At 71.7% G+C, this 15,981-nt stretch carries 1 protein-coding gene (only partly in view); it reads left to right on the top strand.

The features are described 5' to 3' along the window. A protein-coding gene (locus AC2IPW_RS17175) for a non-ribosomal peptide synthase/polyketide synthase (protein WP_486375249.1) crosses the window boundary here: on the top strand, positions 1 to 15,909 show its 3' portion. It extends 13,647 nt beyond the left edge of the window; the window shows 15,909 of its 29,556 coding nt (coding positions 13,648-29,556); the start codon falls outside the window, past its left edge; it ends in the stop codon at positions 15,907 to 15,909. Positions 15,910 to 15,981 lie beyond the last annotated feature (72 nt).

The following is a 15,981-nucleotide window of genomic DNA, read 5'->3' as shown; positions in this document are numbered from 1 at the left end:
GACGCGGCGCTGCTCAAGACCGCGGCGACGTTCGACCTGTCGGTGTGGGAATTCTGGTCGGCGCTGGTCTCCGGTGGCCGCCTGGTGATCGCCACACCGGACGGGCACCGCGATCCCGGGTACCTGAACACCCTGATGGCCGAGCAGGCGGTCACCACCCTGCACGTGGTGCCGTCGATGCTCGAAGCGCTGCTCGTCGACTCCGACGGGGTGCTGCCCAGGTCTCTGCGCCGGGTGCTCGCGATCGGTGAGGCGCTGCCGGCGGCGACGGCGCAGCGGTTCCTGCAGCACAACACCGCGCAGCTGGTCAATCTCTACGGCCCGACCGAGGCCGCGGTGTCGATCACCGCGGGCGACGTGGCCGACGTCTCCGGGGCCTCGGTCCCGATCGGTGTGCCGGAATGGAACTCGCGGGTCTACGTGCTCGACGGGCGCCTGCACCCGGTGCCGGTCGGGGTGTCCGGCGAGCTGTATCTCGCCGGTGCGCAGCTGGCACGCGGCTACCACGGCCGGGCGGATCTGACGGCGGAGCGGTTCGTCGCCTCGCCGTTCGGGGACGGCGAACGGCTCTACCGCACCGGCGACCTCGTCCGATGGGACGCTGCCGGACGTCTGGAGTACCTCGGCCGCAGCGACTTCCAGGTCAAGGTGCGCGGATTCCGGATCGAGCTCGGCGAGATCGAGGCCGCGCTGCGCGGTGCCGACGAGGTGCGCGACGTCGCGGTCCTCGCCCGGGACGACGATCGGACGGGCACGCAGCTCGTGGCGTACCTGGTTCCGGAGCCGGGCGCGGTGCTCGACATCGCGCGCGTGAAGTCCGGCCTCACCGGGGCGTTGCCGTCGTACATGGTGCCGGCGGCGTTCGTGGTGCTCGAGGCGCTGCCGCTGAACGTCAACGGCAAGCTCGATCGCCGGGCACTGCCGGAGCCGGTGTTCGAGGCGCGGGAGTTCCGCGCCCCGAGCACCCCGGTCGAGGAGATCGTCGCCGGCGTGTTCGCCGACGTGCTCGGCCTCACCCGGATCGGTGTCGACGACGACTTCTTCGAACTCGGCGGCAACTCCCTGCTCGCCACCCAGGTCGTCTCCCGCATCGGCGCCGCGCTCGACGCGAAGATTCCGGTCCGGGCCGTCTTCGAGGCGACCACGGTCGGGGCTCTCGCCGTCGCGGTCGAGCAGCACGCCGGCGGCGGCGGGCGTCCGCCGCTGGTGCCGCAGCCGCGGCCGGACCGGATTCCGCTGTCGCTGGCCCAGCAGCGCATGTGGTTCCTCAACCGGTTCGACACCGAGTCGGCGGCCAACAACATCCCGGTCGCCGTCCGGCTGACCGGAACACTCGACGTGGACGCCATGCGGGCCGCGGTGCGCGACGTCGTCGCCCGGCACGAGGTGCTGCGCACCGTCTACCCGGAGTCCGACGGTCACGCCTACCAGGTGGTCCTGCCGGTCGCCGAGGCGGCCCCCGACCTCGCACCCGAACCGGTGTCCGAGGCCGACCTCGTCGCCCGGGTCGTCGAGGTGGTCTCCGCGGGCTTCGACGTCACCGACGAGATTCCCTTGCGGGCCCGGCTCTTCCGGGTCGCCGACGACGACCATGTGCTGGTGTTCGTCGCGCACCACATCAGCGCCGACGGCTGGTCCATGGCACCGTTGACGCGCGATGTGATGATCGCCTATGTCGCGCGCGCGGCCGGCCACGAACCGAACCGGGCGCCGCTGCCGGTGCAGTACGCGGACTTCGCGCTGTGGCAGCGTCAGGTGCTGGGATCGGAGGACGATCCGGACAGCCTCGTCTCCGCCCAGGCCGACTACTGGAAGCGGACGCTCGCCGGGCTGCCCGACGAGCTGAACCTGCCCACCGACCGGCCGCGACCCTCGGTGCAGGCCTTCGAGGGCGGCAAGATCGAGTTCCGCATCGACGCGGGCACCCACCGACAGGCCGCCGACCTCGCCCGGCGCAGCGGTACGACGCTGTTCATGGTCATGCACACCGCCCTGGCGGTGTTCCTGGCGCGCATGGCCGCCGCCGACGACATCGCGATCGGCACGCCGATCGCCGGCCGCGGTGAGGCCGAACTCGACGAGATGGTCGGCATGTTCGTCAATACCCTCGTGCTGCGCAGCCACATCGACGCCGACGCCGGATTCGCCGAGCATCTCGGGCGCATCCGCGAGAGCGATCTCGAGGCGTTCGCCCACGCGGACCTTCCGTTCGAACGGCTCGTCGAGATCCTCAACCCCGAGCGGTCCACGGCCCGGCACCCGCTGTTCCAGGTCGCCATGTCGTTCGAGAACCTCCCCGAGACCGGCCTCGAGCTGCCCGAACTGAGCGTGTCCACGGTCCCGTTCGACGTCGACAGCGCCAAGTTCGACCTCGCGCTGACCCTGCGCGAGCACACCACGGCGGACGGCGGACCGGACGGGATCTCCGCCGAGTTCACCTACGCGCGGTCCCTGTTCGACGCCGACACCGTCGAAGGGTTCGCCGCTCGCTTCGCCCACCTCTTCGACGCGGCCGTCGCCGACCCGGCAGTGCCCGTCGGTGACCTGCCGCTGCTCGAGCCGCACGAACTCGAGCGGCTGACCCACGTGCGCGGCACCGACGTCGTCAGCGGCGGAACCCTCGCCGACCTCCTCACGGCCGGCGCGTCCCTCGACCCGGACGCGACCGCCGTGCGGTACGAGGGACGCTCGATCACCTACCGCGAGCTCGACGAGGACTCGTCCCGGCTCGCGCGGCTGCTGATCGAGCGCGGCGTCGGCCCCGAGAACATCGTGGCCGTGGCGTTCCCGCGCTCCTACGACATGGTCCGGGCGGTGTGGGCGGTGGCCAAGGCCGGTGCCGCACACGTGCCGGTCGACCCGTCGTACCCGCCGGAGCGCGTGCGCTACATGCTCTCCGATTCCCGTGCCGCCCTGGGGCTCACGGGAACCGCTCACCGGGCCGGTCTGCCCGACGACGCGGAGTGGCTGGTCGTCGACGATCCCGGCCTCGCAGCGGACGTCGCGGCCCGTTCGGCGGACCCGATCACCGACGCCGATCGCGTCCGGCCGCTGCGCCCGCAGCACCCCGCCTACCTGATCTACACGTCGGGGTCGACGGGCCGGCCCAAGGGCGTCGTGGTCACCCACACCGGCCTCGGCGGCCTGCTGGACACGATCCTCGACCTCTACGGCCTGACGTCCCGATCGCGGTTCCTGCACATCATGTCGCCGAGCTTCGATCCGTCGGTGATGGAGTGGATCGCGGCGTTCTCCCAGGGCGCCACGCTGGTCGTCGTGCCGTCGACGATCATCGGCGGCCCCGACCTCGCGGACCTGTTCCGCACGGAACGCCCCACGCACACCATCATCACCCCCGCGGTGATCGGCACCGTCGACCCCGACGGCCTCGACAGCCTCGAGGTGGTCGTCGTCGGTGGCGAGGCCCTGCCGCCCGAGCTGGTGAACCGGTGGGCGCCCGGCCGCACCCTGCTCAACGGCTACGGTCCCACCGAAGCGACGGTCATCTCGACCTATGCGCACGTCCTGCCGGGAGATCCGATCACGATCGGCGGGCCCGTGCGCGGCACGACCGCCCTCGTCCTCGATTCCCGGCTGCGTCCCGTCCCCGTGGGCGTTGCAGGTGAGCTGTACCTGTCGGGTGCCGCGCTCGCCCGCGGCTACCACCGGCGTCCGGTGCTCACCTCGGAGCGGTTCGTCGCGGATCCGTTCGCGGCGGACGGTGCGCGGATGTACCGCACCGGCGACATGGTGCGCTGGCGTGTCACGGCCGACGACCGCCTCGAGCTCGAGTTCGTCGGGCGCAGCGACTTCCAGGTCAAGGTGCGGGGATTCCGCATCGAGCTCGGCGAGATCGACTCCGCGCTGACGTCCCACGAGAGTGTGGACTTCGCGGCCACGCTGGGCCGCACGACGCCGTCCGGCGGCACCGTGCTCGTCTCCTACGTGCTGCCGAAGGCAGGCGCGACGGTCGACACCGCCGCGCTGACCGAGTTCGTCGGCCGCTCGCTGCCGGCGCACATGGTGCCGTCCGCGATCGTGGTGCTCGACAAGATCCCGCTGACCCCGGTCGGCAAGCTCGATCGCCACGCGCTGCCCGAACCGGAGCTCGAGGAACGCGAAATACGTTCCGCGAGCAATGATCTCGAGGAGACCATCGCCGAGGTGTTCGCCGAGGTGCTGCGCCTCGACCGGGTCGGCGTCGACGAGTCGTTCTTCGCGCTCGGCGGCGACAGCATCGTGTCGATCCAGCTGGTCTCGCGCGCCAAGGCCCGCGGTGTCGTGTTCACCCCGCGGGACGTGTTCGAACGGCGATCCGTCGCCGGACTGGCCGAGGTCGCGACCCGCACCACCGCGGGGGAGGGCCCCGGCGGTCTGAAGGAGCTGCCCGGCGGCGGCGTCGGGGAGCTCCCGCTCACCCCGATCATGCGTGAGGTGCTCGGCTGGGGCGGCGGCTTCGACCGCTTCTCCCAGTCGGTGGCGGTGACGTTGCCGAAGGACATCGACTGGGACGTGCTGGTGCGCACCGTCGGCGCCGTCGTCGACCACCACGACGCGCTGCGGTCGATCCTCGAGCACGACGCCGATGGTGCCCCCGTGCTGCGGGTACGGGCCGCCGGCACGGTCGACGCCGACGAACTCGTCACCCGCGTCGAGGTGCCCGCCGACATCGACGACGCCGCGCTCACCGCGGTCGCGTCGCGCGAGCTCGACGCCGCGCTGAACCGGCTCGCGCCCACCGAGGGACGCGTTCTGCGGTTCGTGTGGTTCGACTTCGGACCCGGCGACCGCCCCGGCGTGCTGCTCGTCGTCGCGCACCACCTCGTGGTCGACGGCGTCTCGTGGCGGATTCTGCTGCCCGACCTCGCCGTCGCGTGGGGCCAGGTGGCCGCGGGACAGGACGTCACGTTGCCGGCGGTGGGCACCTCGCTGCGCCGCTGGGCCCACGGTCTGGTGGACGCGGCGCGCGCGCCCGAACGCCGGGCGGAGCTCGAGCTGTGGCGGTCGGTGCTCGACGGGCCTGATCCGCTGCTCGGCGCTCGTGCGTTCGACCCGGCGGTCGACGTCGCCTCGACCGTGCAACGGCTGGAGGTGACCGTCCCCGCGGCCGACACCGACGCCCTGCTGACCTCGGTGCCCGCGCTGTTCCACGGCAGCGTCAACGACGGGCTCATCGCCGCTCTCGGCCTGGCCCTGACCCGGTGGCGACGCGACCGCGGCATCGACGCGACGTCCGCACTGCTGAAGTTCGAGGGCCACGGCCGCGAGGAAACGGTCGTGCCGGGTGCGGACCTGTCGCGCACCGTCGGCTGGTTCACCAGCGCGCATCCCGTGCGGGTGGACCTGACCGGAATCGACGTGGACGACGCCTTCGCCGGCGGGAGTGCCATGGGATCCGCGGTCAAGGCCGTCAAGGAACAGCTCCTGGCGATTCCGGACAAGGGCATGGGCTACGGCCTGCTGCGCCACCTCGACCCGGTCGGTTCGCAGGTCCTGGCCGCGTACCCCACCCAGCCGCAGGTGAGCTTCAACTACCTCGGCCGGGTGTCGGCGGCGGACGTGCCCGAGGAACTCGCCGCGATCGGCTGGGTTCCCACGGACGCGCTCGGTGGAGTCGACGCTGCCCTCGACGCGGACATGCCTGCCAACGCCGTCGTCGACATCAACGCGATCGTGTCCGACGGTGCGGACGGACCTCGGCTCGCCGCCGGGTTCGCCTTCCCGACAGGGCTTCTCGATCCGGAGGACATCGAGTCCCTCGCCGCGTACTGGGTGGACGCGCTCGCGGCGCTGGCGCGGTACGCGAACGAGCCCGGCGCCGGAGGCCTGACCCCGTCCGACGTGCCGCTCGTGTCGGTGACGCAGCAGGACCTCGAGGCGTGGGAGGCGCGCTTCCCGTCCGCGGCCGACGTGTGGCCGCTGTCGCCGCTGCAGTCGGGCCTGCTCTTCCACGCCCTCATGGACGAAACCAGCGTGGACGTCTACACGATCCAGGCCGTGCTCGACCTCGACGGTGTGGTCGATCCGCAACGGCTGCGCACCGCCGCGCAGGCGCTGCTCGACCGGTACCCGAACCTGCGGACGGTCTTCGTCAACGACGCCGCCGGTGCCGCGGTGCAGGTGGTGCTGTCGGATGTGCGGGTGCCGTGGCGTGAGGCCGACCTCTCGCAGCTCGTCGCCGCCGAGGGTGTCCGCGCGACGGTGCCGTTCTGGCGGGAGGAGCAGGCGCGACGGTTCGCGATGGACGAGGCGCCACTGATCCGGTTCGTCCTCGCGTCCCTCGGAGAGGGCCGCTACCAGCTCGGCGTGACCGTGCATCACATCCTCGTCGACGGCTGGTCGATGCCGCTGCTGATGCAGGACATGATGATGCTGTACGCCACCCGCGGGGACGCGGCGCCGTTGCCGCGAGCCCGCTCCTACCGGTCGTTCCTGGCGTGGGTCGCCGAGCGTGACCTCGACACTTCCCGCGCGACGTGGGCCCGGGTCCTCGACGGGCTCGAGGAGCCGACGCTGCTCGCGCCGGCGACGGACCGGCACCCCGGTGCGGAGGGCGCCGACCGCGTACGGCTGCTGCTCGACGACGACCGCACGGCCGAGATCGCCTCGGCCGCAGCCCGGCTCGGTGTCACCGTCAACACCCTCGTCCAGGCGGCCTGGGGCGTACTGCTCGGCCGGTCGACCGGACGCGACGACGTCGTATTCGGCGCCACCGTGTCGGGCCGGCCGGCGGATCTGCCCGGCGTGGAATCGATGGTGGGCCTGTTCATCAACACCCTGCCGGTGCGGGTGACGTTCGACCCGCAGGAGCCGATCGAGCGGTTCCTGCAGCGTCTCCAGCGGGAACAGGCAGAGCTGCTCGAGCATCATCACCTGGGACTCACCGAGATCCAGCGGGTCGCCGGACCGGCCGTCGCGTTCGACACCCTCACGGTGTTCGAGTCCTACCCGCTCGACGAGAAGGGACTCGCCGAACAGGCAGCGTCGATCGACGGCATGTCGGTCACCGGCGTCGGCACGAACGACGCCACCCACTACCCGCTGAGCCTGTTCGTCCACGTCGGATCCGGCATGGAACTCGACCTGCGCTACCAGCGCAGGCTGTTCGACGCCCAGCAGGTCGAGACGCTGCTGTCGCGGTTCGTGCGCGTCCTCGAGACGATCGCCGGGCAGCCGGCGCTGCCGGTCGGCGACGTCGAGCTGCTCGACCCGGCCGAACTCGAGCAGATTCTGCACGGGTGGAACGACTCGGACCATGCTCTCGACGGCACCGAGTTGTTGCTGTCCCGGTTCGAGGCGCAGGTCCGCCGCACCCCGGATGCGGTGGCACTGGCCTACGAGGGTGCCGAGCTGACGTACGCCGAGTTCGGCGCCCGCGTCAATCGGCTCGCCCGGCACCTGATCTCGCAGGGCGTGGGGCCGGAGTCCCTGGTGGGCCTGGCGATCCGGCGGTCGTTCGACCTGCTGGTGGGCATGTACGCGATCGTCGAGGCCGGCGGCGCGTGGGTGCCGATCGATCCGGATCACCCGGTCGACCGCGTCCGGCACATCCTCGACACGGCCGATCCGGTGTGCATCGTCACGACCGCGCGCGACGAGTTCACCGTCCCGGACGGACTCGCCGTCGACGCCGTACTCGTCGACGAGCTGGACATGTCGGCGATTTCGGCTGCGCCCGTCACCGACCGGGACCGGCGCGCGCCGCTGCGCCCGGACAACACGGCCTACGCCATCTTCACCTCCGGCTCGACCGGCCGGCCCAAGGGCGTCGCCGTCACCCACCGCGCCATCGTCAACCAGACGGCGTGGATGCTCGACGAGTTCGAGATGACGGCGCAGGACGTCTACCTGCAGAAGACGGCCACGACGTTCGACGTGTCGCTGTGGGGCTTCTTCATGCCGCTGAGCGTGGGGGCGAAGCTGGTCGTGGCGACACCCGACGGGCATCGTGACCCGGTGTACGTGGCGGAGGTCATCGCCCGCGAGAAGGTGACGATCACCGACTTCGTGCCGTCGATGCTCACGGTGTTCGCCGCCCACGTCGACCGCGAGTCGTGCACCACGCTGCGCCACGTCTTCGTGATCGGCGAGGCCCTGCCGCCCGAGACGATCGAGGGCGTGCGGCGTATCAGTACCGCCGGGATCGACAACCTCTACGGCCCGACCGAAGCGGCGGTGTCTGCGACGTTCTGGCAGGCACCGGCCGACGGACCGGTCGACGTCGTGCCGATCGGCGTCCCGGAGTGGAACGTGCGGGTGCTGGTCCTCGACGGCCGGCTGCGGCCGGTTCCGGTCGGTGTCCCGGGTGAGCTGTATCTGGCGGGCGTGCAGCTGGCACGCGGCTACGTCCGTCGCCCGGACCTGACCTCCGACAGGTTCGTCGCGAACCCGTTCGGCGCGCCGGGGGAGCGGATGTACCGCACCGGTGACCTGGTCACGTGGAACGAGGCCGGGGAACTCGAGTACATCGGCCGCACCGACTTCCAGGTCAAGTTCCGTGGTCAGCGCATCGAGCTCGGCGAGATCGAGACGGCGTTGCTGGCGCACGAGTCGGTGAACCAGGCCGCGGTGCTGGTCGTACCGACCCCCACCGGCGACCAGCTCGCGGGGTACGTGGTTCCCGCGCCGGGCCACGAGGTGGATGCCGGCGCGGTGATCGAGTTCGTGACGCGGACGCTGCCGTCGTACATGGTGCCGGCGGCGATCGTGGTGCTCGCGGAGTTCCCGCTGAACACCTCGGGCAAGCTCGATCGCAAGGCGCTGCCGGCGCCGACGTTCGCCGCACGGGAGTTCCGGGCACCGACCACCCCGATCGAGGAGATCGTCGCGGGCATCTTCGCCGAGGTCCTGGGCGTCGAACGGGTCGGTCTCGACGACGACTTCTTCGCGCTCGGCGGCAACTCCCTGATCGCCACCCAGCTGGTGGCGCGTCTGGGTGCGGCGCTGGATTCGCGAGTGCCGGTGCGGGTGCTGTTCGACGCCTCCACGGTCGAGGCGCTCGCGGCGCACGTCGAGCAGCACGCCGGATCCGGCGGCGCGGTGCCGCTGGTGGCCGGGCCGCGGCCGGAGCGGGTACCGCTCTCGCTCGCGCAGCAGCGCATGTGGTTCCTCAACCGCTTCGATCCGGAGTCGGCGGCCTACAACCTGCCGGTCGCGCTGCGGCTGTCGGGCCGGTTGAACGTCGCCGCATTGCAGGATGCGATCCGGGACGTGTTCGAGCGGCACGAGGTGCTGCGCACGGCGTACCCGGAGACGGACGACGGCGCGGTCCAGGTCGTGCTGCCGGTGACGGCGGTGGTCCCGGATCTGACGCCGGTGGCCACCAGCTGGGACGAGGTGGCCGACCGGATCCGCGAGCTGGCCTACACGGGCTTCGACGTGACGTCGGAGGCTCCGATCCGGGTGCGGTTGTTCACTGTCGGCGAGGACGAGACGATCGTCGCGTTCGTCGTGCACCACATCTCGGCGGACGGTTCCTCGATGGGGCCGCTCACCCGCGATCTGGTGACGGCGTACGTGGCCCGCTCCACCGGCAACGCTCCGGACTGGATGCCGCTGCCCGTGCAGTTCGCCGACTACGCCCTGTGGCAGCGACGGGTGCTCGGCGACGAGAACGACCCGGCATCGGTGGCTGCGAAGCAGGTGACGTACTGGAAGCAGGCACTGGCGGATCTGCCGGACCAGCTGGATCTGCCGACCGACCGGCCGCGACCGGCCGTGCAGTCGTTCGCGGGCGGGAAGATCGACTTCACGATCGACGCCGACCTGCACCGGCAACTGGTCGAGCTGGCCCGGGCCCGGGGCGCGACGTTGTTCATGGCCGTGCATGCCGCGTTCGCGGTGCTGCTTGCGCGGCTGTCGGGCACCGAGGACATCGCGATCGGTACCCCGATCGCGGGCCGCGGTCAGCGTGAACTCGACGATCTGATCGGCATGTTCGTCAACACGCTGGTCTTCCGTACCCGGGTCGAGTCCGGTGAGTCCTTCGCGGACCTGCTCGACCAGGCGCGGGAGCGGGACCTGCAGGCCTTCGCGCACGCCGACGTGCCGTTCGAGCGCCTGGTGGAGGTGCTCAATCCGGAACGGTCGACGGCGCGGCATCCGCTGTTCCAGGTGGGCCTGTCCTTCCAGAACCTCGCGACGACCAGTCTCGAGTTGCCGGGACTGACCGTGTCCGGTGTGGACGCGGATCTGCAGACCTCGCAGTTCGACCTGCACCTGGTGGTCACCGACCGGTACGCCGACGACGGGGCCCCCGAGGGGATCACGAGCGTGCTCACCTACGCCACGGACCTGTTCGACGAGCCGACGGTTGTCGGTTTCGCGGAGCGGTTCGTGCGGGTGCTCGAGGCGGTGGTGGCCGATCCGTCGGTGGCGCTGGGGGATATCGAGATTCTCGAGGCGGCCGAGCGGGTGCGGGTGCTCGAGGCGTGGAACGAGACCGGTCACGACGTGGATGCGTCGGCGACGTTGGTGGATCTGTTCGACGAGCAGGTGCGGCGCGCCCCCGAGGCCACAGCCCTGTTCTTCGAGGGCGAGACGCTGACCTACGGCGAGTTCGACGCTCGGGTCAATCGTCTTGCCCGGCATCTGGTGTCGTTGGGGGTGGGGCCGGAGTCGACGGTGGCGTTGGCGATGCGCCGGTCGGTGGAGTTGCTGGTGGGGATGTACGCGGTGGCCAAGGCCGGGGGTGCGTATGTGCCGGTGGATCCGGAGCAGCCGGCCGAGCGGACCGGGTACATCCTCGAGGTGGCGGCGCCGGTGGTGGTGCTGACCACCGAGCGCGACGGTTTCGAGGTGCCGGGGGAGAAGTCTGTCCGCACCCTGGCGATCGACACCGCGGATCTGTCGGCGCTGTCGGGTGCTCCGGTGACCGATGCGGAGCGGCGGGCGCCGTTGCGGGCGTCGAACACGGCGTATGTGATCTTCACGTCGGGGTCGACGGGTCGGCCGAAGGGTGTGGCGGTGCCGCACGGCGCGATCGTGAACCAGTTGGTGTGGAAGCGGGCGGAGTATGCGCTCGGGGCCGACGATGCGGTGCTGCTCAAGACGGCGGCGACGTTCGACCTGTCGGTGTGGGAGTTCTGGTCGGCGCTGGTCTCCGGTGGCCGGTTGGTGATCGCGGCCCCGGACGGACACCGGGACCCCAGCTACCTGAACGGGTTGACGGCCGAGCAGTCCGTGACCACGCTGCATGTGGTGCCCTCGATGCTCGAAACCCTCCTCGTCGACGGCGAGGGCCGTCTTCCGGCGGCGGTACGACGGGTGCTCGCGATCGGTGAGGCGTTGCCGGCGGCGACGGCGCGACGGTTCCTGGCGCACAACGCGGCGCGGTTGGACAACCTGTACGGCCCGACCGAAGCGGCGGTGTCGGTGACCTTCCACGAGGTCGACGACGCCCCCGGGGTGTCGGTGCCGATCGGTGTGCCGGAGTGGAATTCGCGGGTGTACGTGCTCGACGCGCGCCTGCACCCGGTGCCGGTCGGCGTGCCCGGTGAGTTGTACCTGGCGGGTGCGCAGCTGGCGCGGGGTTACCACCGCCGGGCGGATCTGACGGCGGAGCGGTTCGTCGCCTCGCCGTTCGGGGACGGCGAACGGCTCTACCGCACGGGCGATCTGGTGCGGTGGGATGCGGCGGGTCGTCTGGAGTACGTCGGCCGCAGCGACTTCCAGGTCAAGGTGCGTGGTTTCCGGATCGAGCTCGGCGAGATCGAGTCTGCGCTGCGCGGTCTCGACGACGTGCGCGACGTGGCCGTCGTCGTCCGCGACGACGACCGCGTCGGACCGCAGGTGATCGCCTACGTGGTCCCACAGCCGGGCGTCGTGCTCGACGTCGCCGATGTGAGCTCCCGCCTCGGGCGGGACCTGCCGTCGTACATGGTGCCGGCGGCGTTCGTGGTGCTCGAGGCGCTGCCGCTGAACGTCAACGGCAAGCTCGACCGCAAGGCGCTGCCGGCGCCGGTGTTCGAGGCGCGGGAGTTCCGGGCCCCGACCACCGTCACCGAGGAGGCCGTGGCACGGGTGTTCGCCGAGGTCCTCGGCCTCGACCGGGTCGGTCTCGACGACGACTTCTTCGCGCTCGGCGGCGACAGCATCGTCTCGATCCAGTTGGTCTCGCGGGCGAAGGCCCGCGGCGTGGTGTTCACCCCGCGGGACGTGTTCGAGCGCAAGACCGTCGCGGGGCTGGCGGAGATCGCCACCCTCACCGGCGGCGTCGAGCGTGCACTGACCGAACTGCCCGGCGGCGGCATCGGGGACGTCCCGTTGACCCCGGTGATGCGTGAAGCCCTCGAGGCTTCCAGCGACGTCGACCGGCTCGCCGTGTCGACTGCGGTGACCCTGCCCGCCGGCGTCGACGCCGCCGCGCTGGCCGGCGCGGTCGGCGCGGTCGTCGATCACCACGACGCGCTGCGCGCGATCGTCGAACACGATGCCGACGGTGCCGTCACCCTGCGGGTGCGGACCACCGGCACCGTCGACCCGGAAACCCTGCTGGCACAGGCGGAACCGGCGATCGGCGCGCCCGACGACCGGCAGGACCGCGCCGAACGGGCCCTCGCGGCGGCCGTCGACCGACTCGACCCCGCCGCAGGCCGGATGGTGCAGTTCGTCCGCATCGACGACGAGCGCGGCGAGACGTTGCTGATCGTCGCCCACCGTTTCGTTGCCGACGACGCGTCCTGGCGGATCCTGATCGACGATCTGGCCGCCGCGTACGACGCTCTCGCATCCGGGCAGCCCGTGGTGCTGCCGGCGGTCGGAACCTCCCTGCGCCGCTGGACGCACGGGCTGGCCGAGGCGGCCGGCCGCACCGAGCGCCGAACGGAACTCGCCCTGTGGCGGTCGATCCTGGACACCCCGGACTTCCCGATCGGGGACCGTCCGCTCGACCCGGCCGTCGATGTCGGCGCCACCGTCGAGCACGTGCACAGCACGGTGCCGGCGTCGGACGCGGAGGCACTGCTCGTTGCGGTGCCCGAGCGGTTCCACGGCACCGTCCGCGACGGTCTGGTCACCGCGCTGGGTCTGGCCCTGGTGCGGTGGCGCCGGGACCGGGGCATCGACGAGACGGCCACGCTGCTCGAGGTGGACGGGGACGGACGTGACTCCACGGTGGTGCCCGGAGCCGACCTGTCGCGGACGGTCGGATGCTTCACCATCGCCTTCCCGTTCCGTGCGGGATTCGGAGGGATCGACGTCGACGACGCATTCGCCGGGGGGCCGGCGATGGGCGCCGCAGTCAAGGCGGTCAAGGAACAGCTGCGGGCTCTGCCCGACGGCGGTGCCGGCTTCGGTCTGTTGCGGTACCTCGACCCCGGCTCCGACGGGGACCTGGGCGCTCCGCGGCCGCAGGTCGCCCTCCACTTCGGCGAGCCGGCCGTGTCCGTCGAGGGCGGCGCGTGGTCGCCGATGGCGGCACCCGGCGACCGGACCGTCCGTCCCGCCGGGACGCCGGTCACCACGACGGTCGACGTCACCGCGACCGTGTCGTACGGACCGGACGGCAGGCAGCTCGAGGCGCACTTCGGTTTCCCCGCCGGGGTGATCGAGCGCTCGGAGATCGAGGAGCTGGCCCAGCACTGGCACGAGGCGCTCACGGCGCTGGCCCGCCACGTCCGCGAGCCGGGCGCAGGCGGCCTGACCCCGTCGGACGTGCCGCTCGTCTCGGTCGCCCAGCACGACCTCGACGTGTGGCAGTCGCGGTATCCCTCGGCGACCGACGTGTGGCCGCTGTCGCCGCTGCAAGCGGGTCTGCACTTCCATGCGCTCATGACCGAGGCGAGCGTGGACGTCTACACGATGCAGGCGGTGCTCGAGCTCGGCGGGGTGGTGGAGCCGGAGCGGCTGCGCGCCGCGGCACAGGCACTGCTGAACCGGTACCCGAACCTGCGGACGGTGTTCGTCACCGACAGCGGCGACCCGGTGCAGCTGGTGCTGGGCGACGTCGAGGTGCAGTGGCGGCACGAGCACCTCGGCGACCTCGCCGAGGCCGCCCGCGACGCCGAGCTGGCCCGCATCCTGCGCGACGAACAGGTCCGGCGCTTCGACCTCGGCCGGGCACCGCTGATCCGGTTCCTGTTCGTCGACCTGGCCGAGGGTCGTTCGCTGCTCGCGGTGACGGTCCATCACATCCTGCTCGACGGCTGGTCCATGCCGGTCCTCATGCAGGACCTCATGGCGCTGTACGTCACGCGCGGGGACACCACCGCGCTGCCCGCCGCCCACTCCTACCGGGAGTTCCTCGAGTGGCTCACCGAGCAGGACCGCGAGGCGTCGCTCGAGGTGTGGGCGAAGGCACTCGCCGGTGTCGAGGAGCCGACGGTCCTCGCCCCGTCGGTGCGCCGGCCCGACGCGGACGCCATCTCCTCGGTGCACGTGGTGTTCGACGAGGAACGCGCCGCGGCGGTGTCGGCCTTGGCCGCGAGCCTCGGCATCACCGTGAACACGCTGGTGCAGGCGGCCTGGGCGGTGCTGCTCGGCCGGATCGTGGGTCGCTCCGATGTGACCTTCGGTGCCACCGTCTCCGGTCGCCCCGCCGAACTGCCCGGCGTCGAGTCGATGGTCGGCCTGTTCATCAACACCCTGCCGGTGCGGGTGGACACGGACGACGACGAGACGATCGCGCAGCTGCTGCGTCGCGTGCAGGCGCAGCAGGCGGACCTGCTCGGCCACCACTACCTGGGTCTCACCGAGATCCAGCAGCGGGCCGGCGGCCGGATCGGCTTCGACACCCTCCTTGTGTTCGAGTCGTACCCGATCGATCGAGCCGCCCTGTCGGCGGCCGCGACGGACCTCGACGGGATGACCGTCACGGACGTCCGGCTCGACGACGCGACGCACTACCCGCTGACCCTGCTCACCCTCGCGCAGTCGGAGATCGTGTTCACCTTCAAGTACCTCGAGCGGTACTTCGACGAGTCCGAGGTGAACGTGCTCTCGCAGCGGTTCGTGCGGGTCCTCGAGGCGTTCGTGGCCGACCCGCAGGCCGTGGTGGGAGACATCGATCTGATGGACGCGGCGGAGCGGGCGCACCTCGTCGCCGAGGCCGAACCCGCGGCGGCCCCGGTCGCGAGCACCGGCCGCACGCTCGCCGCGGTGCTGGCGAACGTGGTCGAGGAGGATCCGGAGGCCCCGGCGGTCGCCGTCGACGGCACCGAGGTGCCGTACCGCGAACTGGACGCACGGTCCTCGCGGCTGGCGCGGGTGCTCGTCGCGCGGGGTGTCGGTGCCGGCGACGTGGTCGCCGTCGCCGTCCCGCGGTCGGTCCAGTCCGTGGTCGCGCAGTGGGCGGTCGCCAAGACCGGGGCGGCCCTGCTGATGGTCGATCCCGCCGTCCCGGCAGCCGGGATGCCGGACTCGGCCCGGGTGACGCTGGGTCTGACGGTGACGGGCGTCACCGGACTGCCCGGCGCCGTCCCGTGGCTGCAGCTCGACGACGAGCAGCTGCGTGCCGAGCAGGCGGCGCAGGCCGCACACCCGGTCTCCTACGCGGACCGGCTCCGCCCGGTCGAGCCCGAGAGCCCGGCCCTGGTGACCGCGACGCGCACGCTCACCCAGGCGGAGGTGATCGACCGGATCGGTGAGCTGCGCGAGCAGTACGGCCTGACGTACGAGTCGCGCAGCGCCGCGGTCGGCTCGCCGGCGGCGGAAGGCGGGGTTCTCGAGCCGCTGCTGGTCACAGCCACCGGCGCGACGGTCGTCGTGGTGCCGGAGGGCGCCGACTCGGGGGACGCCCTCGACGCCGCCCTGTACGACGAGTGGGTCACCCATGCCCACCTGACCGCCGACGCGCTCGACACCCTCGAACCCGGGGGACTCGAGGATCTGGCGGTGGTGGTCGTCGTCGACCGCGCCCCCGACGAGTTGCTCGAACGGTGGCGCGCGGCACATCGGGTCGTCGTCGTCTGACGCCGTGCCGGCGTGGTGGGCTCCCTTCGGCTGGCGGGAGCCCACCACGTTCCGGCAGGTGAGGCCCGTAAA

Source organism: Rhodococcus sp. NS-SX18, from assembly GCF_057367935.1.
Note: the sequence above shows the minus strand (reverse complement) of the source record. Positions and strands in the feature narration are given on the sequence as shown.